This is a genomic window from Streptomyces sp. NPDC042371, from assembly GCF_056437465.1.
The window spans coordinates 67,159-86,758 of sequence record NZ_JBWKAP010000011.1 but is presented as its reverse complement, the minus strand read 5'-3'; the positions used below and the strand labels follow the sequence as shown (position 1 = coordinate 86,758).

Here is a 19,600-nt window from a genome sequence, read left to right as displayed (position 1 = left end):
TATGGTCGGCAGTGGTCGGCAGTCGTCCGCTGTTCCGCGGTCGTCAGTTCCAGGGCAGCCGTGCGCGGCCCTCCCAGTACGCGGCGGGGTCCTGCACGAGCCCCACGAGCCGCTCCACCTGCCCGGCGTCCAGGTCGACGGCGGCGGCGTGCAGGTTGGAGACCAGCTGGACCGAGGTGGCCGCGCCGGACAGGACCACGCCCGCCCACGGCTCGGCCAGCAGGACGGCGAGCGCCACCGCGTCGCAGCCCAGGCCCGTCTCCTCGGCGACCTCGCGCAGCGCGGTGGGCGCGTAAGGACCGGCGAGGCGGCCGTTGGCCAGGCCTTCCTTGACCAGCACCGTGAGCCCCGCGTCGTGCGCCTCGGCGAGTGCGGGCCCGGCCGAGGTCTCCAGGATGTTGTACGTCGCCTGGACGGTGCGGAAGAGCGGCTCACCGTCGACGGTCACGGCGAGGGCGGCCCGGATCGCGGCGGCCTGCTCGGGGCCGCTGACGGAGAGGCCGACGGTGACGCCCTCGGCCGCGAGCTCGGCGAGGCGGGCGTGCAGGTCCTTGTCGGTGAGCGCCGGGCTCTCGGGCGTCACGGAGTGCACCTGGTAGAGGTCGAGACGGTCGCCGAGCAGCTCGGCGGTCTCGGCGCGCTGACGGGCGTACGCCGCCGGGCTGTGGTCCTTGACCTCGTGCGGGCCCTCGGCGTCGGTGCGCCAGGCCGCCGTGTAGGTGTAGCCCCACTTGCTGCCGATGACGACGTCACTGATGTCGGGCCTGGCGTTCAGCCAGTCGGCGAGGAATTCCTCGGAGCGGCCGTACGACCTGGCCACGTCGATGTAGCGGACCCCCGACGCGTAGGCGGCGTCGAGGAGTTCGAGGGTGCGTTCGCGCAGGGCCTCGACACTGCGGGACGGTGGCAGGTCGGTGTCGCGGCCGAGCGTGATGTAACCGGGCCTGCCGACGGCGGCGAGACCGAGCCCTATGTGCGCGGTCGGGGTCGTGGCTGCGGCCAGCCTGGCGAAGGGCATCGCGGGCTCCTCGTTGTAGGGGGTTCCCCGTCAACGTAACCCGCGATGCCCTTTTGTCACCCGAGGCTGTCGGGCACCTCCGGGCGTGTCACTTGCGAGCGTGTCACTTTCGGGCGATGGCCCATTCCTGCTGGACCGACAGGTCCGCCTTGACGTCGGCGAGCTGGTCGGCGACGGCCGAGGGGGCGGTGCCGCCGCGGCCGTTGCGGGAGGCGAGCGCGCCCGGCACGTTCAGGACGGTGCGCACCTCGGGGGTGAGGTGCTCGGAGATCTTGGCGAACTGGTCGTCGGTGAGGTCGTCGAGCTCCTTGCCCTCCGCCTCGGCGACCTTCACGCACTCGCCCGCGACCTCGTGCGCCACCCGGAACGGCACGCCCTGCTTGACCAGCCACTCGGCGATGTCGGTGGCGAGCGAGAAACCGGCCGGGGCCAGCTCCTCCATGCGCTCGCGGTGGACGGTGAGCGTCGCCATCATGCCGGTGAAGGCGGGGAGCAGGATCTCCAGCTGGTCGCAGGAGTCGAAGACCGGCTCCTTGTCCTCCTGGAGGTCGCGGTTGTACGCGAGCGGGAGGGCCTTGAGGGTGGCCATCAGGCCCGTCAGATTGCCGATGAGGCGGCCGGACTTGCCCCGCGCCAGTTCGGCGATGTCCGGGTTCTTCTTCTGCGGCATGATCGACGAGCCGGTCGAGAAGGCGTCGTGGAGGGTGACGAAGGAGAACTCCTTCGTGTTCCAGATGATGATCTCCTCGGCGATCCGGGAGAGGTTCACGCCGATCATCGCGGTGATGAAGGCGAACTCCGCGACGAAGTCGCGGGAGGCCGTCCCGTCGATGGAGTTGGCCGAAGAACCGTGCTCGAAGCCGAGCTCCGCGGCGACCGCCTGCGGGTCGAGGCCGAGCGAGGAACCGGCCAGCGCGCCGGAGCCGTACGGCGACACGGCCGTCCGGGTGTCCCACTGGCGCAGCCGCTCCGCGTCCCGGGACAGCGACTGGACGTGCGCGAGGACGTGGTGCGCGAAGAGGACGGGCTGGGCGTGCTGGAGGTGGGTGCGTCCCGGCATGGCGACATCGGGGTGCGCCTCGGCGAGGCCCACGAGCGCGTCCTGGAACTCGGCGAGCAGGCCGCCGATGATCCGTGCGTGGTCGCGCAGGTACATCCGGAAGAGCGTCGCCACCTGGTCGTTGCGGGACCGCCCGGCCCGCAGCTTGCCGCCCAGGTCCGGGCCGACCCGCTCCAGCAGACCCCGCTCCAGGGCCGTGTGGACGTCCTCGTCGGCGATGGTGCCGACGAACGAGCCGTCGGCAACGTCGGCCGCGAGCCGGTCGAGCCCGGCCAGCATGCCGGTCAGCTCGTCCGCGGTGAGCAGGCCCGCCGTGTGGAGCACGCGTGCGTGGGCTCGGGAACCGGCGATGTCGTACGGCGCGAGGCGCCAGTCGAAGTGGACCGATGCCGACAGCTTCGCCAGGGCCTCTGCGGGCCCGTCGGCGAACCGTCCGCCCCAGAGCCGGACGTCACCGCCGTTGTTGCTGCTCACTGCACGTGCTCCTCAAGGCTGTTGCTGGACATGCGGGTGGCGCGAGTCGCGTCGGGTCAGGCCCGTGTACCGCGCCGTGCGGCGATCTTCGCGGAAAGACCGAAGATCTCGATGAAGCCCTGCGCCTTGGACTGGTCGAACGTGTCGCCCGAGTCGTAGGTGGCGAGGTGGAAATCGTAGAGGGATTCGCTGGACCTGCGGCCCGTGACGACGGCGCGGCCGCCGTGCAGGGTCATCCGGACATCGCCGGTGACGTACTGGTTCGCCTCGTTGACGAAGCCGTCCAGGGCGCGCTTGAGCGGGGAGAACCACAGGCCGTCGTAGACCAGCTCGCCCCAGCGCTGCTCGACCTGGCGCTTGTAGCGGGCCAGTTCGCGCTCGACCGTGACGTTCTCCAGCTCCTGGTGGGCGGTGATGAGGGCGAGGGCGCCCGGAGCCTCGTACACCTCACGGGACTTGATGCCCACGAGGCGGTCCTCGACCATGTCGATCCGGCCGATTCCCTGGGCGCCCGCGCGCTCGTTGAGCTGCTGGATCGCCTGGAGGACGGTGACGGGCCTGCCGTCGATGGCGACCGGGACGCCCGCCTCGAAGGAGATGACGACCTCGTCGGCCTCGCGCGGCTCGGCGGGGTTCGCGGTGTACTCGTAGATGTCCTCGATCGGCGCGTTCCAGATGTCCTCCAGGAAGCCCGTCTCGACGGCGCGTCCGAAGGCGTTCTGGTCGATGGAGTACGGGGACTTCTTGGTGGTGGCGATCGGGAGCTGCTTCTCTTCGCCGAAGGCGATGGCCTTGTCCCTGGTCATCGCGTAGTCGCGGACCGGAGCGATGCACTTGAGTTCCGGGGCGAGGGCGACGATCCCGGCCTCGAACCGGACCTGGTCGTTGCCCTTGCCGGTGCAGCCGTGGGCGACCGTCGAGGCGCCGTGCTTCTCGGCGGCGGCCACCAGGTGCTTGACGATCGCGGGCCGCGAGAGGGCGGAGACCAGCGGATAGCGGTCCATGTAGAGGGCGTTGGCCTTGATCGCGGGGAGGCAGTACTCCTCGGCGAACTCGTCCTTGGCGTCGGCGACCTCGGCCTCCACGGCACCGCAGGCGAGCGCGCGCTTGCGGATGACGTCGAGGTCTTCGCCGCCCTGGCCGACGTCGACCGCGACGGCGATGACTTCGGCGCCCGTCTCCTCGGCGATCCAGCCGATGGCGACGGAGGTGTCCAGACCGCCCGAGTAGGCGAGTACGACGCGCTCGGTCACGGGGGCCCTCCCTGGGTACTGTGCGTTCATTCGCTGTTATGCATGAGTATGCAGTGCTCCGTATGTTTCGTCAACGCGATGCCGCTGCGACGCCTCTGCGGGAGGCGCGCAAAGTCGTTAGACAGCCAAACGACCCATGTTCAATAATCCCCGGACATGGGAAAGACGCATGAACGCATAGACGGCAGGCTCCGCACCTTCATCGAGGCGCAGCCGATGTTCTTCACGGCGACCGCGCCCCTCGCCGACGACGGCACGATCAACCTCTCCCCCAAGGGCCTCAAGGGCTCCTTCGCGATCATCGACGAACAGCGCGTCGCCTACCTGGACTTCGCGGGCAGCAACGCCGAGACCGTCGCCCACCTGAGGGAGAACGGCCGCATCACCCTCATGTGGTGCGCCTTCGAGGGGCCGCCCAACATCGTGCGGGTGCACGGCCGCGGCGAGCCCGTCTTCCGCGACGATCCGCGCTTCACCGAGCTGCTCGGCCACTTCCCCGGCATCGACCCGACGCCGCACGGCCTGCGCGCCGTCATCGTCGTGACGGCCGAGCTCATCCGCGACACCTGCGGATACGCGGTGCCCTTCATGACGTACGACGAAGACCGCGACCTGCACGGCAAGCGGTTCGCGCGCGAGGACGACGCGTCGCTCAGCGCATACTTCACAAAGAAGGACCACATCACGCAGAGCATCGACGGGCTGCCCGGCCTCCCGCTGCCTCCCCATACGACCTGAGCCGGAGGCCGACCGCACATGACCGAACCGCCCGCCCCGCCCCATGACCTCCAGACCGAGTACGCCGAGCAGGACACGGGGGAAGCAGTCACCCCCTTCGTCCGGCGCGCCTCGCGTGACGGCAAGGGCGTGGTACTCGAAGGCAACTGCCCGCGCTGCCACGGCAGAACAGCCACCGAAATCCATCGGGGCCTGCCCGGGACCGGGACCAAAGGACTCCGGGACTGGCTGAGCGGCAGACCATCGCGGCCGGCGCCCGCCGCCGACGCCGTGGCCCTGACCCGGGAGCGGTACTTCTGCGAGTGCGGGCACCCGCATCCCCAGCTGCCCGCCGATGCCCCCTTCGTAGGATGCGGCGCCAGCTGGTGGGTCGCCACGCTGCTGCCCGGGGACACCGACGGGCCCCAGGTGACCGCTGGATGAGCGATCAGTCCGAGCGCCGCTGGGCCGTGCTCGCCCGTGAACTCGAGTTCACCCAGCTCGCCGAGCTCAGGCGGCAGGCCGAGGGATGGCGGGCCGGGCTCACGGGGCTCACCGCGCTGCTCGCGGTCCTGGTCGTCCTCAAGGGCCGCGACGACCTCACCAACCTTCCCGACACCGCCCGGCACTGGGCGACCGCGCTGCTCGCCACGGCCTTCCTGCTGCTCGTGACCGGCTCCGTGCTCGCCGTACGAGCCGCGCACGGTCGGCCCGGCGACCGGATCCTGCAGGCCGGTCAGGTTTTGCGCGAATGGACCGGCCAGGAGGTCGTCCGCGTCACGCGAGCCCTCCGCCACGCTTCACTGTGCTGCCTGGGCGGAGTCCTCCTCGCAGCAGCGGCCATCGGTATCGCCTGGACGACCACCGCTTCCGCCGAGGACCACGTGGTCAGGATCGGCACGACGACGGGAGAAGTGTGCGGGGAGTTCATCCGCGCGGGCCGCGGCGGGCTCGTGGTCCGGGTGGACGACGGGGACGGGCCCCGGCGTGTCACCCTGCCCGCCCGCACGGTGGATTCGGTCACCCCGGTCGCCACCTGCGGCGCGTCGGGCTGACGCCGGCGTCCGCCGCCGTCTACATGTAGCGACCACATATCGAGACGCGGTTGCGGCCGTGCGCCACGGCGGCGTTGCATCACCGGGTGCAGACCCAACAGACGACCCCCGCACGGGCGCAGGGCGCCGACAAGGCGGCCCGGCTCGCCGTCACGGTCTTTCCCGTCCTCGTCCTGGCCGCCGGCGCTCTCGGCCTTGCCGCTCCGGGCGCCTTCGAGGGCTGGGGAACCGACGTCCCGTACCTCCTCGGCCTCGTGATGTTCTGCATGGGGCTCACGATGACCCCGCTCGACTTCCAGGGCGTGGTCAGGCGGCCCTGGGCGGTCGCGCTCGGACTCGTGGCGCACTACGTCATCATGCCGGGGCTCGGTTGGCTGATCGCCCACGCATTGGGTCTCTCGCCGCAGCTGGCGGCCGGTGTGATCCTGGTGGGCTGCGCACCGAGCGGCACCGCGTCCAACGTCGTGACCTATCTGGCCCGCGGCGACGTGGCGCTCTCCGTGTCGGTGGCCACCGTCTCGACCGTCCTCGCGCCGCTGATCACACCCCCGCTGACGCTGCTGCTCGCGGGCGAGTACCTGCCCGTCGACGCGGGATCAATGGTGACCGACATCCTGAAGACCGTGCTGCTGCCGGTGCTCGCGGGCCTCGTCGTGCGGCTGCTCTTCGGGCGGTACGTCGACCGCGTCCTCGGCGCGCTGCCGTGGCTGTCGGCGCTGACCATCGCCGCCATCGTGGCGATCGTCGTCTCGGGAAGTGCCGCGGCCATCAAGTCCGCTGCCGCACTGGTGTTCCTCGCGGTGCTCCTGCACAACGGGCTCGGCCTCGCGCTCGGCTACGGCGCGGGCAAGCTGGCCCGGCTCGGCCCGCCCGCCTCGCGGGCGATGGCCTTCGAGGTGGGTATGCAGAACTCGGGCCTCGCGGCGTCGCTGGCCACCGCCCACTTCAGCCCTTTGGCCGCACTGCCCGCCGCTGTCTTCTCCGTGTGGCACAACGTGTCGGGGGCGCTGGTCGCCGCCTGGATGTCGCACCGAGCGCGGCGGCAGGAGAAGGCCTCCTGAGGGGGCGGCAGCGCGCCGTGCCCGGTCTCCGTGTGGCGGGGGGCGGGTAACCCTTTCCGGCCCAAGTCACTTTCAGGACGGCGAACTTCGCGGGCGGGCCCGGGGTGCGACGATGGGCGTTCGCACCCGGGAGAGGGCATGGCACAGATACGTACCGCATTGCTGATCGGAGTCGCGGAGACGCCCGACGCCGCGCATCATTTCGCCGCACTGGAAGAACCTGTCGCCGCGGACCAGCGCGCCCTGAGCGCCTCGCTCAAAGCCGCGGGATACCGAGTGGAGACAGTGCGGGGCGGCAGCCGGGCCGAGATCACCACGGCGATCGACGAGGTCGCGCGGAGCGTTCCGGCCGATGGCACACTGCTGTTGCACTACTCCGGGCACGGCGTCCGCATCGGTGACACCGACTACCTCGTCCCCTCCGACGCGCGCGCCCCGCACGACGGCCACTGGCGCACTTCGTACCGCGACACCCTGCTCCCCGCCGACATCAGCCCCTACCTGACGGATTGCGGGGCGGGCACCGTCCTGTGGCTGATCGACGCCTGCCGGGATGAGCCGTCCGGCGGCGCGGGCGTGTTCGGCAGCAGCATCGTCAAAGGACAACCGTCCGGCAGGTTCGCGCTGATGACGGCCTGTGCCGCCGGGCAGCGCTCGGGCTTCACCGCCGAGGGCAGCTTCTTCACCCAGGGACTCGCGGAAGCCTTCCGGCCGCTGACCGAGGCCCGGACCGTGCAGGAGGTGTACGAGACGGCGCGGCGGCACACCCTGCGAGCGGCCCGCCGGCAGCTGGGCGAGGAGCAGGAGCCGCAGATCCGGTACGGCGCCGAGCTGGAGGCAGAGGCCCGCTCCACGGAGGTCTGCGAGGGACGCAGGCTTCTGGAGGCCTGGCGCAAGGCCGCATGGGACACGGCACTGTGGGAGCGAGTGGCCGACTCGGAGGCCTTCTGTGTGCCCCACTTCCGGGAGTGCCTCACAGCGCTCGTCGAAGAGTGCGCCACGGTGGTCCATCTCGCGCAGAAGCGCATGCCCGACCCATGGGCCGACGACGACTTCCCGGTGCGGATACTGCGCGACCGGTTGCCGTGCCTGATACCCAAGACGGTGACGCTCTCCGCCGTCGAGGCCGCCGCCCTCGTCGCCGCCCCGTTCCTGCACGAAGCGGCCTGGGCGCGACGGCTCAGCCACGCGCGTGACATCTCCGCGTACACCGCCTGGCCCCAGGAGGACGGCGACGCGTGGCGCAGGCACTACGAGCAGGTGGCCGACCACCACCCGCACATCAGGGAGAAGCTCTCCGAGTGTTTGCTGAACGGGCGCTTGGAGGACGCCCACGGAGTCGCCCTGTGGCTGGTGCACCGGTGGATCACCGAACGCTTCGAAACCGATGAGGAACCCGTCCCACAGGTGGAGTCCGGAACCCTGGCAGCCGCGCTGCTGGGCAGTCCGGCCACCCGTGGGAACCGGGCGTCCCAATTGTCGGCGGAGTTCTCCCGCCTCGCCTCCGCCATCGCGCTGGGCGCTCCGGCCCCGGTATCCGGTGCACTGCCGGAGGTCGCCTTCCCGGTGCCCGGCGGCGGACGCCAGGCGCTGCGGACAGCCGAGTCGGCCGCCCTGTTGCACCTGGCATCGGTTCTGGCCTTGGATGTGCGCACGCTTCCCGATGTGCTCGCCGAACACCTCGCCGTCTCCGATCCAGTCCTCCCCCAGGACGCCGTCAACGCGGTACGCGACGCGGACTGGCATCCTGTGGACGACGAATTGCGCCTGGACGCGGCATGCCCCCACCCCGCTGTCCACGCGGCGCTCGCAGGCGTTGCGGAGCAGGCCGACGAGCTCGCCTGCTCGCTGCGGGACGCGGCGCGCCGGCTACCAGGGCCCCGCGCGGCGCTGCTGGCCGGGGTGCCCGCGCGCGTGACCGACGGGGCGCTGCGCCCTGCCGAAGACCGGGGCCGCCGGGCCTACGACGTACCCCTGCTGCGCTTCCAGCTGGCGCAGACTGAGGTCCGCGACTTGTTCATGGGCGAGCGCATCTACGACGGCGAACCGGACCTGGCGCTGCGCGAGTTGTACCAGAACGCGATGGACGCGTGCCGATACCGCGCGATGCGGCGCCGTTACCTCGTGTCCAAGGGCGGTGCGCCGGCCCCCTGGGCCGGGCAGATCACGTTCGTCGAGGGGGAGGACGACCGCGGGCGCTACATCGAGTGCCGGGACAACGGCGTGGGGATGGGCCTCGACCAGCTCAAGAACACCTTCACCAAGGCGGGGCGCCGCTTCGAGCAGTCCCGCGCGTTCCGCCAGGAACAGGCGAACTGGCACCGTCAGGACCCGTCGCTGCGCCTGTACCCCAATAGCCGTTTCGGCATCGGCGTGTTCAGCTACTTCATGCTCGCCGACGAGATGACCGTCGTCACCCGGCCGGTCGGCGTCGACGGCATACCCGCGAAGAAGGCGCTGCGCGTCGACATCCCCGGCAGCGGGAGCCTGTTCCGAATCCAGGAACTCGACGACGCCGCGGGAGACGGCCTACTGGAAGGCGGCACGCGGATACGTCTGTATCTGCGCGACACGGTCTCGCGCTCCGGGCTCTCGCCGGTCTCCACGCTCTGCCGTCTCGTCCTGGTGAGCGAGTTCGCGCTGGAGGTGCGGGACGCATCGGGGAGGCAGCACCAGTGGCATCCCGGCGAGCTCCAGAGCGGGCCGGAAAACAACCTCACTCCCGGAGCGGTGGAGGCCGTGCCCGGTGTGCTGTGGTGGCTCGAAGGCAAGGGCGCTGTCCTGTGCGACGGCATCGGGACGGACCAGGAGCCCTTCGGTTACGTACTGAATCTGACCGGTGTGCACGCGGGGACACTCAGCCTCAACCGCAAGAAGCTCGAGTGGTACGACGAGGCATGGGAAGCGGAACAGTGGGCCAGTGGCGCGCCCGTGCTGGCCACCTGGCCGGAGCTGAGCATGGGCTGGCTGTGGGAGCTGGAGCGGCGCAACCTGCCCGCGGCGCGCACCATCTGGGAGGCGTGGCGCGGCAAGGGTGTGCGGGCGCGGGCGAAGACGTGGCACCCGGAGCTGGACCTGGACGTCGTCGGCTGGTTCCACCACGACGAGCAGTTCGACCGGCGGACGGCCGAGCGGCTCCACAGGACGGACTCGGCGGAGTCCCTGACACGCCCCTGGCGTGCCGCGGCGCTGGGCCACGGCCGCCCGGCAGTCCAGGAAGCGCCTCCCGCGTCGGCGAGCGGCCACCCCGTGCCCGAACCCGGCTGGGCGGAGGTCGCGCGGGGCAGGCCACGGTCCTGGGGCAGCCGCTACCCGGGCGGAAACGTGCCGCCTCGCGACTGGCGTTCGGCCGTCGCGGTCGCCCATGGCCAGCAGACGACCGTCCAGGCGGTCATCCGTGCCGCACGCGCCCTGCGTATCTCCCATCCCGCGCTGAAGCCGCCCCGAGCGGGAGAGGGCGACCTGGACTGGATACCGGGCGCGTACGACGCACTGATCGTCGAGGAACTCCTCAGCCGTCCCCACGTTAGGGGGTCCTATACGCACAAGAACGAGAACGACTACCTGCACGCTCCGGACGACCTCGGCGGCCTGGTCCGCGCCTCGGTGGTGGGACGTCTGGCACTCGGTGAACTGGCCGAGCGCTGCGCCCGGTTCGGGCCCTTCCTGACCACCCCGCCACCGACGGCACCCGATCACCACCGGGAGCATGTGTGCGAGGAGTCCGAGCTCGCACTCCTCTACGTCAACGACGGAGCCCGGGGCTGGCGCCGCGTGCAGTGGCCCTGGGACATCCACGACGTGGCAGAGATTCTGGGGATCGCACCAGAGGAGGTGCGGGAGCGCCTTTCCGCCTTCGCCTGGCTCGGCTGGACCGTTCCTGACGTTGAGTCCGTGGAGCGCTGGGGCACTGTGCCGTGGGATGTTCGTGTGGTGCTGCGCGACTTCTGCGTGCCCCAGGCCTCCGGGGGCCTGGCCCTGCTGTGGGGGGCCACGTTCGCCCTCGCTGCGGAGTGGGAGTGCACTCTGCGCAAGGCGGAGAAGACGCTCGCCCGCTGGGCGGGCCACCTCGGTCTGGCCCACACCCGGCGCTACCGGCGGAAGGCCGCGGCAAGCCGCGTCATGCCCGGCCCGGAAACGGCTCGTGTGGTGGGAGTGGCCCAGGCGGCGGGGCTGCGCCTCGAGGACGGGCTCACCCTCCGCGACCTGGCGTTCGCCCGGCTGCAGGACATGAGCTGGGACGACATGGCCTGCGTGGCCGAGGAGCTGCGGGAGGCAGGCGTCGACGTCCCCGCGGCGGGCGACCTGTTGAGGGCCTGGGAGGAGCTGGCGGTCCCCAGCCGCTACGCCTTCTCGGGCCAGGACCCCTCGTTCGCCGGAGCCGACTATCCAGTCCTGCCAACCGCGAACGTCCTGTTCGTGGCGAGCGCCAATCTGAAGACCCCGCTGGGCACCATGTGGAAGACGGCCCGGCGGGAGGCGGCGCGGGTGGGCCTGGGCGTGCCCTCCCTGCCCGCGGCCCTGGCGGGCTTCCGTCCGGGCCGGGAGGAGACCCGTGCGCTGATCGACTGGGGTGACGACGAGGAGTACGACGAGTGGCTCGAGTCCCCCCAGTGGGCCGGCCTCACCGCGGAACGGCTCACGGCCTACGCGCGCGAACAGCGGATCGGCGCCCGTACCGCGTACCGGAAGCTGGCGCCTCTGAGGGAGTTGGGTGCCCTCGTCCCGGAGCTGAGCCCCGCCGAGGTCGAGGCGCTGCCGGCGGAGCAGCCCGACGCCTGGGACGCCGTCGCCCTCGGAGACGAACACCGCGTCTCGGCTCCGGGGGCACCGCTCGGCCCACTGGATCTGGTCAGCCTCGCGGGACGGCTGGGTGAGCCGATCCGCCGTACCTGGCAGCGGATCGTCCCCTACCTCCCGCTGGAGCCTGCTCCTGATCTGCCGCCGGGGCCGGCACCAGCCTTGGACGACATACCCGACGTGGTCCCGCTCTGGCAGGACCTGATCCTGCTCTCGGTCCACGGGGACGGAATGCTGCCGACGCTGCGTGGACCCGTGACGGCGTCCCAGGTCCTCTTCGCCGCACGGGCCGTGGACGAGAGTGAGGAATGGGTCAGGGACCGGCTACGCCTGTACGCGGTCCTCTTCGGCCTGGACCTGACGGGAGAGATCAGCTCGTCCGGCGTTTGAGGACGAATTCGGCGGAGCCGGTGATCAACGGCGCCCAAGGTCCAGGGGCCGGATTCAGTGCTCGTTCGAAGCCAGCCGCAGCAGATGGTCCGCCAGCGCCTGACCCCCCGTCGGCTCCCTGCTGATCAGCATCAGCGTGTCGTCGCCCGCGATCGTGCCGAGGATGTCGTGGAGTTCGGCCTGGTCGATCGCGGAGGCCAGGAACTGGGCCGCGCCCGGGGGCGTGCGCAGGACCACGAGGTTGGCCGAGGCCTCCGCGGAGATCAGGAGTTCCGCGGAGAGCCGCCGCATCCGCTCCTCCTTGGCCGACTCGCCGAGCGGCGCGCGCGGGGTGCGGAAACCGCCCTCGCTCGGCACCGCGTAGATGAGGTCGCCCTCGGTGTTGCGGATCTTCACCGCGTTCAGCTCGTCCAGGTCCCGGGAGAGCGTCGCCTGAGTGACCGTCAGGCCGTCGTCGGCGAGCAGCTTCGCCAGCTGGCTCTGGGAGCGCACCGGCTGCCGGTTGAGGATGTCCACGATCCGGCGGTGACGTGCGGTGCGGGTCTGTGGCACGGCGGGACCCGCGTGGTCGGCGTGCTCGTTGCCTTGCGCCTGGCTCATCGTCGTCTCATTCTCCGGATCGTTCGTCCCCGTCGGCTTCAAGAGCCTTGTTCAGGATGCCGGGCAGGGCCCCGAGGAACGCGTCCACCTCGTCGTCGCGCACGTTCAGCGGCGGCATCAGCCGTACGACATCGGGGGCGGGCGCGTTCACGAGGAAGCCGGCGTCCTGGGCCACCTGCTGCGCCCGCGGCGCGAGCGGCTCGGTGAGCACGATACCCAGCAGGAGCCCCGAGCCCCTTACATGCCGTACGAGCGGGTGTCCCAGTGACTCGATTCCGTCGCGGAGCTTCTCGCCCGCCCGCTTGGTGTTGTCGAGGAGCCCCTCGGCCTCGATGGTGTCGATCACGGCGCGGCCCGCGGCGCACGCGACGGGGTTCCCGCCAAACGTCGTGCCGTGGTGACCGGGCTTGAAGAGGTCGGCTGCGGCGCCGAACGCGACGGTCGCGCCGAGCGGGAGTCCGCCGCCCAGACCCTTCGCGAGCGTGACGATGTCGGGCTGTACGCCGTCCTGCGCCAGGTACTCGAACCAGTGTCCGGTGCGGCCGATTCCGGTCTGCACCTCGTCCAGGACGAGGAGCGTCCCGGTGGCCGCGGTGATCTCCCGGGCCGCCTTGAGGTAGCCCGCGGGCGGCACGACGACGCCGTTCTCGCCCTGGGTCGGCTCGATGATGACGAGGGCGGTCTCGGTGGTGACGGCCGCGCGCAGGGCCTCCACGTCGCCGTAGGGGACGTGTGTGACGTCGCCGGGCAGTGGCAGGAACGGCTCCTGCTTGCCGGGCTGGCCGGTGAGGGCGAGCGCGCCCATGGTCCGGCCGTGGAAGCCGCCCTCGGTGGCGACCATGTGCGTACGGCCGGTCAGCCGACCGAGCTTGAACGCGCCCTCGTTGGCCTCGGCGCCGGAGTTGCAGAAGTACACCCGGCCCTCGCGGCCGAAGAGCTGCAGCAACTTCTCGGCGAGCGCGACGGGCGGCTCGGCGACGAAGAGGTTCGACACGTGGCCGAGGGCACCGATCTGCGTACTCACGGCCTCGACGACCGCCGGATGGGCGTGGCCGAGCGCGTTGACCGCGATGCCGCCGACGAAGTCGAGGTACTCCTTGCCGTCGGCGTCCCACAGCTTGGTGCCCGCGCCGCGCACCAGGGGCAGCCTCGGCGTGCCGTAGTTGTCCATGAGTGCGTCCCGCCAGCGCGCGGTCAGCTCCTGGTTGCTCATGACTCCCCCTGTCCGTCGGGCACGACCATCGTGCCGATTCCTTCGTCGGTGAAGATCTCCAGCAGGATCGAGTGCTGGACGCGTCCGTCGATCACGCGGGCCGTCTCGACGCCGTTGCGCACGGCGTGCAGACAGCCCTCCATCTTCGGGACCATGCCGCTGGCCAGCTCGGGCAGGAGCTTCTCCAGCTCGGTGGCGGTGAGGCGGCTGATGACCTCGTCGCTGTTCGGCCAGTCCTCGTAGAGACCCTCGACGTCGGTGAGAACCATCAGGGTTTCGGCATCAAGCGCCGCAGCGAGTGCCGCAGCCGCCGTATCAGCATTGACGTTGTAGACATGGCCCCCTTCTTCAGGGTCCTGGGAGCGGGCGATCGAGGAGACGACCGGGATGCGGCCGTCCGCGAGCAGGGCCTCGATGGCGCCGGTGTCGATCTCGGTGATCTCGCCGACCCGGCCGATGTCGACCAGCTCGCCCTCGATGCGGGGCTGGTGCTTGGTGGCGGTGATGGTGTGCGCGTCCTCGCCGGTGAGGCCGACGGCGAGCGGGCCGTGCTGGTTCAGCAGGCCGACGAGCTCGCGCTGCACCTGTCCTGCGAGCACCATGCGTACGACGTCCATGGCCTCCTCGGTGGTGACGCGCAGGCCCGCCTTGAACTCGCTGACGATGCCGTGCCGGTCGAGGGCCTTGCTGATCTGCGGTCCGCCGCCGTGCACGACGACGGGCTTGAGACCCGCGTGGTGCAGGAAGACGACGTCCTGGGCGAACGCGGCCTTCAGCTCCTCGTCGACCATGGCGTTGCCGCCGAACTTGATGACGACGGTCTTGCCGCGGTGCCTGGTCAGCCAGGGCAGCGCCTCGATGAGGGTCTGGGCCTTGGGCAGCGCGGTGTGCTTGCGCGCGGTGGGAGTGCTCATGAGCTGTACGCGCTGTTCTCGTGGACGTAGTCGGCGGTGAGGTCGTTGGTCCAGATCGTCGCGGACTCGGCGCCCGCGGCCAGGTCGGCGGTGATGACGACCTCCCGGTAGCGCATGTCGACGAGCTCGCGGTCCTCGCCCACGCTGCCGTTCTTGCAGACCCAGACGCCGTTGATGGCGACGTTCAGGAGGTTCGGGTCGAAGGCGGCGGAGGTCGTGCCGATCGCGGAGAGCACCCGGCCCCAGTTGGGGTCCTCGCCGTGCAGGGCGCACTTGAGGAGGTTGTTGCGGGCGATGGAGCGGCCCACCTCGACGGCGTCGGCCTCGCTCGCGGCGTTGACCACGTCGACCTTGATGTCCTTGCTCGCGCCCTCGGCGTCGCCGATGAGCTGCCGCCCCAGATCGGCGCAGACCTCGCGGACGGCCTCGGCGAACTCGGCGTACTCCGGGGCGACTTCGGCGGCTCCGGAGGCCAGCAGCAGCACGGTGTCGTTGGTCGACATGCAGCCGTCGGAGTCGACGCGGTCGAAGGTGAGCCGGGTGGCGTCCCGCAGCGCCCGGTCCAGGACGTCGGACGGCAGGTCGGCGTCGGTGGTCAGCACGACGAGCATCGTGGCGAGGCCGGGGGCGAGCATGCCCGCGCCCTTGGCCATGCCGCCGACGGTCCAGCCGTCCTTGGTGACCACGGACGTCTTGTGCACGCTGTCGGTGGTCTTGATGGCGATGGCGGCCTTCTCGCCGCCGTGCGCGGAGAGTTCACCGGCGGCCTTGTCGACGCCCGGCAGGAGCTTGTCCATGGGGAGGGTTACGCCGATGAGTCCCGTCGACGCGACGGCGACCTCGCCCGCGTTCACGGAGAGCACGTCGGCCACCTTCTCGGCGGTGGCGTGCGTGTCCTGGAAGCCCTGGGGTCCCGTACAGGCGTTGGCGCCACCGGAGTTGAGGACGACCGCGGAGACCAGGCCGCCCTTGAGGACCTGCTCCGACCAGAGGACGGGGGCGGCCTTGACGCGGTTGGAGGTGAAGACGCCCGCGGCGGCGAGGCGGGGCCCGGTGTTGACTACGAGGGCCAGGTCCGGGTTGCCGTTCTCCTTGATGCCGGCGGCGATGCCCGCCGCCGTGAATCCCTTGGCTGCCGTCACACTCACGGCGCGACTCCGATCGTAGTGAGCCCGGTGGCCTCGTCGAGGCCGAGGGCGATGTTCATGCTCTGCAGGACGCCGCCCGCGGTGCCCTTGGTCAGGTTGTCGATGGCGCTGATGACGATCACGCGCCCGGCCGTCTCGTCGTACGCGACCTGGATCTGCACGGCGTTCGAGCCGTACACGGAGGCGGTGGCGGGCCACTGCCCCTCGGGGAGCAGCCGCACGAACGGCTCGTCGGCGAACGCCTTCGCGTACGCGGCCCGCACGGACTCGGCCGTGACGCCCGCCTTGGCCTTCGCGCTGCAGGTGGCGAGGATGCCGCGGGGCATCGGGGCCAGCGTCGGGGTGAAGGAGACGGTGACGGGGGCGCCCGCGGCGGCGCTGAGGTTCTGGATCATCTCGGGCGTGTGGCGGTGGGCTCCGCCGACCCCGTACGGGGACATGTTCCCCATGACCTCGGAGCCGAGGAGGTGCGGCTTGGCCGCCTTGCCCGCGCCGGAGGTGCCGGACGCCGCGACGATCACCGCTTCGGGCTCGACGAGGTCCGCCGTGTACGCCGGGAAGAGGGCGAGGGAGACCGCGGTGGGGTAGCAACCGGGCACCGCGATGCGCTTGGACCCCGCCAGCGCGATGCGGGCACCGGGCAGTTCGGGGAGGCCGTAGGGCCACGTACCGGCGTGCGGGCTGCCGTAGAACTTCTCCCAGTCCCCCGCGTCCCGCAGCCGGAAGTCCGCGCCCATGTCGACGACGAGGACGTCCGGGCCGAGTTGCTCGGCGACGGCGGCGGACTGGCCGTGGGGCAGGGCGAGGAAGACGACGTCGTGCGGGCGGTCCTGCCCCGCGAGGACCTCCGGCGTGGTCGGCTCCAGGATCCGGTCGGCGAGCGGAAACAGATGCGGCTGCAGCGCGCCCAGGCGCTGGCCCGCGTTCGCGTTGCCGGTGAGGGCGCCGATCTCGACCTCGGGGTGACCGAGCAGCAGACGCAGCAGCTCGCCACCCGCGTACCCACTCGCCCCTGCCACTGCTGCGCGTACCCTCATGGAACCCTCCTCTTGGATGGCATGACTATACGTTTCGCCGCAGTTTTATGCAATCGCGATGGGTTCCGGGGGTGGGGGGCCGGAGAACCGTTCCCGTTCCGCCGGGCGTCCTTGTCGGGAACGGAACCGGAACGTACAGAAGGCTCGCTCCATGCCCACACAGCACGACCGCACGGCGCCACCGACGGACGGCACCCCGGAACGCGGCGGCGCCGCCACCACGTTCGCCGTTCTCCGACGCCACCAGGGCACTCTGGCGAGCGCGACGGCACGCGTCGTCGGCCTGTCCGGACTCGCCTGGCTGCTGCTGACCGCCACGATATTCGCGCTCGCCTGGCCCGTCTTCACGCAGATGCGGAACCAACGTCTCTATTACAAGTACCTGGAGGACCCCTACCTGCACGACGGCAGCGACCTGACGCGGGTCACCCTGTGGACGCTCCCGCTCTTCCTGCTCCTCCTCGGCATCGGCAGCGCGGCCCTGCAGACCGTGTGCTCCCGGACGGTCGCGGCGGAGACCCGAGGGGCCGCGCCGGAGGACCCGTCACGTGCCGTGGTCCGCTCGCGGCGGCGCGCGGTGCTCTCCGTGTACGCGCTGCGCGGGCTGATCGTGTGGTCCCTGCCGCTGCTCGCCTCGATCGTGGCGTACCGGCTCACCGGCACCCAGCTCGACACCCCGCTGCCTCTGGAACGCGGATCGTTGCCCTACGAGCTCGTCGACGCCTCCCCCATGGCCGCCCTGTTCGTCGCCGCGCTGCTGCGCCTCTCGCTCACCCTCGCCCCGGCCGCCGCGGCCGATGGCCTCGGCCCCCTCGCGGCCCTGCGCCGTTCCTGGTCGCTGACGTGGTCGCGCGCGGGCCTGCTCCGCGTCCTCGCCTTCGCACTGCCGCTGGCCGCGCTCACCGCCGGGCTCGTCCGCCTGGTGACGCAGCTCGCCCTGCCGCTGCGCCCTGCCGTGAGAACCCTCCTCGAAGACGCGACGGGCAACTTCTTCGCGGCGTACTACGCCGGGATCCTCGCGCCGGTCATCGTCGGCATCCTGGCCGCCGCGGCCGTGGCCCTCCCCCTCGCGTACACGGCCTTCGCGGCCCTCCACGAGCGGCTGCGGTCGCGTGCCAAGGCACGGGGGTCGATGACGAAGTCTGGTTGAGGGGCCGGGTCGGGCCCCTCTCAGACCGCCGACCTGGCCCCCACCGCACGCCGCCGCAGCGACGGCGTGGTGAGTGCGGGCGGGGTCCAGACGCCGTCCGGGGGGTAGATGTCGGTGCCGGGTGGGACGATCTCGTCGAGGCGGTCGAGGGTCGCGTCGTCCAGGGTCACGGACGCGCCCTTGAGCGTGGCGCGCAGTTGCTCCATCGTGCGCGGGCCGATGATCACCGATGTGACGGCCGGGTGCGCGAGCGGGAAGGCAGTTGCCAACTCCGGGAGCGTGCAGCCCAGTTCCTCCGCCACGGCGACGAGCTGTTCAACGGCTTCCAGTTTCGCGGCGGTGCGGGGGGCCGAAGGGTCGAAGCGGTCCGGGTGCAGGGTGGGGCGGCCGCTGCTCAGGTCGAGGTCCTGACCCTTGCGGTAGCGCCCGGTCAGGAAGCCGGAGGCCAGCGGGGACCACGTCAGCACCCCCATGCCGAGGCGCTGGGCGACCGGCAGCACGTGCTTCTCGATGCCTCGGGCGAGCAGCGAGTAGGGCGGCTGCTCGGTGCGGAACCGCTGGAGACCGCGCCGGTCGGCCACGTGGTGCGCCTCGACGATCTCGTCGGCCGGGAACGTGGAGCAGCCGAACGCCCTGATCTTGCCCTGGCGCACCAGGTCGGTCAGGGCGGAGAGCGTCTCCTCGACGTCGGTCGTGCGGTCCGGCCGGTGCACCTGGTACAGGTCGATCCAGTCGGTGCCGAGGCGCCGCAGACTGTCCTCGACCTCCCTGACGATCCAACGCCGTGAGTTGCCGCCGCGGTTGGGGCCTTCGCCCATCGGGAAGTGGAACTTGGTCGCGAGCACCACGTCGTCGCGGCGGCCCTTCAGCGCCTTGCCGACGATCGTCTCCGACTCCCCCGCCGAGTATATGTCGGCGGTGTCGACGAAGTTGATCCCCTCGTCCAACGCGGCGTGGATGATGCGCGCGCAGTCGTCGTGGTCGCCGTTGCCGACATGGCCGAACATCATGGTGCCGAGGCAGTAGGGGCTGACCTCGATGCCGGTTCCGCCCAGAACGCGGTAGCGCATGCGACTCTCCTTGGAATTCGCCCACTTGGACGCCGTGACCTTACGAGGTGGAGTGCACTCCAGGGCAAGGGGAGACGCAGGTCACATGCCGCCGTGTCACAGGGCGCCGGGCTGTCTCGTCTCGTGGGTGTAGCGACGGACGAACCCGAAGGAGCACCCCATGGACGCACGGCTGAACTACATGGCCCAGCCCGGCGCCGCCAAGGCGATCAAGCACTTCATCTCGGGGGCCAGGACCCTGCGGGACTCGGCCCTGCCGTCGGTGACACAGGAGCTGGTGGCGCTCCGCGTCAGCCAGATCAACGGCTGCTCGGGCTGCATCGACATGCACACCAAGGAGGCCGCCCACGCGGGCGAGACCCCGGTTCGGCTGCACCTGGTGGCCGCGTGGCGGGAGGCCACGGTCTTCACCGAGGCCGAGCGTGCCGCGCTCGAACTGGCCGAGGAGGGCACCCGGGTCGCGGACGCGGCGGGCGGGGTCGACGACGCGGTGTGGGAGCGGGCCGCCAAGCACTACGACGAGGAGCAACTCACCGCGCTGGTGGTCCACATCGCGTTCATGAATATGGTGAACCGGCTCAACATCATCACTCGGCAGCCTGCGGGCGATTACGAGCCGGGGCAGATCCACTGATCGAGC

The 19,600-nt window shown here is 71.0% G+C and carries 16 protein-coding genes; 7 read left to right on the top strand and 9 right to left on the bottom strand.

Annotation, left to right across the window (positions count from 1 at the left end):
• Window positions 1–43: 43 nt before the first annotated feature.
• From AC068B_RS30580 to AC068B_RS30570, 3 genes are all read right to left on the bottom strand, one after another.
• Entirely contained in the window at window positions 44–1,018 is a 975-nt protein-coding gene (locus AC068B_RS30580) for an aldo/keto reductase (RefSeq protein WP_478674820.1), read from the bottom strand.
• 103 nt (window positions 1,019–1,121) lie between these two features.
• Window positions 1,122–2,552, bottom strand: a complete 1,431-nt coding sequence (gene argH / locus AC068B_RS30575) for an argininosuccinate lyase (protein WP_478674819.1) — start codon at window positions 2,550–2,552, stop codon at window positions 1,122–1,124.
• A 56-nt stretch (window positions 2,553–2,608) separates the two neighbouring features.
• Window positions 2,609–3,805: an argininosuccinate synthase gene (locus tag AC068B_RS30570; protein WP_478674818.1), complete on the bottom strand. Its 1,197-nt coding sequence runs from the start codon at window positions 3,803–3,805 to the stop codon at window positions 2,609–2,611.
• Between the two features lie 156 nt (window positions 3,806–3,961).
• Between AC068B_RS30570 and AC068B_RS30565 the strand changes: the two genes are divergently transcribed.
• From AC068B_RS30565 to AC068B_RS30545, 5 genes are all read left to right on the top strand, one after another.
• On the top strand, window positions 3,962–4,543 hold the full coding sequence (locus tag AC068B_RS30565) for a pyridoxamine 5'-phosphate oxidase family protein (protein WP_478674817.1): 582 nt from the start codon (window positions 3,962–3,964) through the stop codon (window positions 4,541–4,543).
• Window positions 4,544–4,561: 18 nt separating this feature from the next.
• On the top strand, window positions 4,562–4,966 hold the full coding sequence (locus AC068B_RS30560) for a hypothetical protein (protein ID WP_478674816.1): 405 nt from the start codon (window positions 4,562–4,564) through the stop codon (window positions 4,964–4,966).
• Window positions 4,963–5,577: a hypothetical protein gene (locus tag AC068B_RS30555; RefSeq protein ID WP_478674815.1), complete on the top strand. Its 615-nt coding sequence runs from the start codon at window positions 4,963–4,965 to the stop codon at window positions 5,575–5,577. Before AC068B_RS30560 ends, AC068B_RS30555 begins: the two co-directional genes overlap by 4 nt.
• An 86-nt stretch (window positions 5,578–5,663) precedes the next feature.
• Entirely contained in the window at window positions 5,664–6,638 is a 975-nt protein-coding gene (locus tag AC068B_RS30550) for a bile acid:sodium symporter family protein (protein WP_478674814.1), read from the top strand.
• Window positions 6,639–6,776: 138 nt separating this feature from the next.
• Entirely contained in the window at window positions 6,777–11,828 is a 5,052-nt protein-coding gene (locus AC068B_RS30545; protein WP_478674813.1) for an HD domain-containing protein, read from the top strand.
• A gap of 54 nt (window positions 11,829–11,882) precedes the next feature.
• Here AC068B_RS30545 and AC068B_RS30540 read toward each other — a convergent pair whose 3' ends face one another.
• From AC068B_RS30540 to argC, 5 genes are read right to left on the bottom strand one after another with little or no spacing between them, the layout of a single operon-like run.
• A complete protein-coding gene (locus AC068B_RS30540) occupies window positions 11,883–12,428 on the bottom strand; it encodes an arginine repressor (protein ID WP_478674812.1) in 546 nt (181 codons plus the stop codon).
• Window positions 12,429–12,435: 7 nt separating this feature from the next.
• Window positions 12,436–13,641, bottom strand: a complete 1,206-nt coding sequence (locus AC068B_RS30535) for an acetylornithine transaminase (protein WP_478674811.1) — start codon at window positions 13,639–13,641, stop codon at window positions 12,436–12,438.
• Entirely contained in the window at window positions 13,638–14,555 is a 918-nt protein-coding gene (gene argB, locus AC068B_RS30530; protein ID WP_478674810.1) for an acetylglutamate kinase, read from the bottom strand. Before argB ends, AC068B_RS30535 begins: the two co-directional genes overlap by 4 nt.
• Window positions 14,552–15,703 (bottom strand): bifunctional glutamate N-acetyltransferase/amino-acid acetyltransferase ArgJ, encoded by a 1,152-nt coding sequence (gene argJ, locus AC068B_RS30525; protein ID WP_478674809.1) that lies wholly within the window; start codon window positions 15,701–15,703, stop codon window positions 14,552–14,554. Before argJ ends, argB begins: the two co-directional genes overlap by 4 nt.
• Window positions 15,700–16,740, bottom strand: coding sequence for an N-acetyl-gamma-glutamyl-phosphate reductase (gene argC, locus AC068B_RS30520; protein ID WP_478674808.1), 1,041 nt, complete (start codon window positions 16,738–16,740; stop codon window positions 15,700–15,702). Before argC ends, argJ begins: the two co-directional genes overlap by 4 nt.
• Window positions 16,741–16,891: 151 nt before the next feature.
• Between argC and AC068B_RS30515 the strand changes: the two genes are divergently transcribed.
• Window positions 16,892–17,890: a hypothetical protein gene (locus tag AC068B_RS30515; protein ID WP_478674807.1), complete on the top strand. Its 999-nt coding sequence runs from the start codon at window positions 16,892–16,894 to the stop codon at window positions 17,888–17,890.
• 20 nt (window positions 17,891–17,910) lie between these two features.
• Here AC068B_RS30515 and AC068B_RS30510 read toward each other — a convergent pair whose 3' ends face one another.
• Complete coding sequence (locus AC068B_RS30510) at window positions 17,911–18,960, bottom strand: aldo/keto reductase (RefSeq protein WP_478674806.1); 1,050 nt, start codon at window positions 18,958–18,960, stop codon at window positions 17,911–17,913.
• A 160-nt stretch (window positions 18,961–19,120) separates the two neighbouring features.
• Here AC068B_RS30510 and AC068B_RS30505 point away from each other — a divergent pair, with 160 nt between their 5' ends.
• Window positions 19,121–19,594 (top strand): carboxymuconolactone decarboxylase family protein, encoded by a 474-nt coding sequence (locus AC068B_RS30505; protein ID WP_478674805.1) that lies wholly within the window; start codon window positions 19,121–19,123, stop codon window positions 19,592–19,594.
• The last annotated feature ends 6 nt before the right edge of the window (window positions 19,595–19,600 follow it).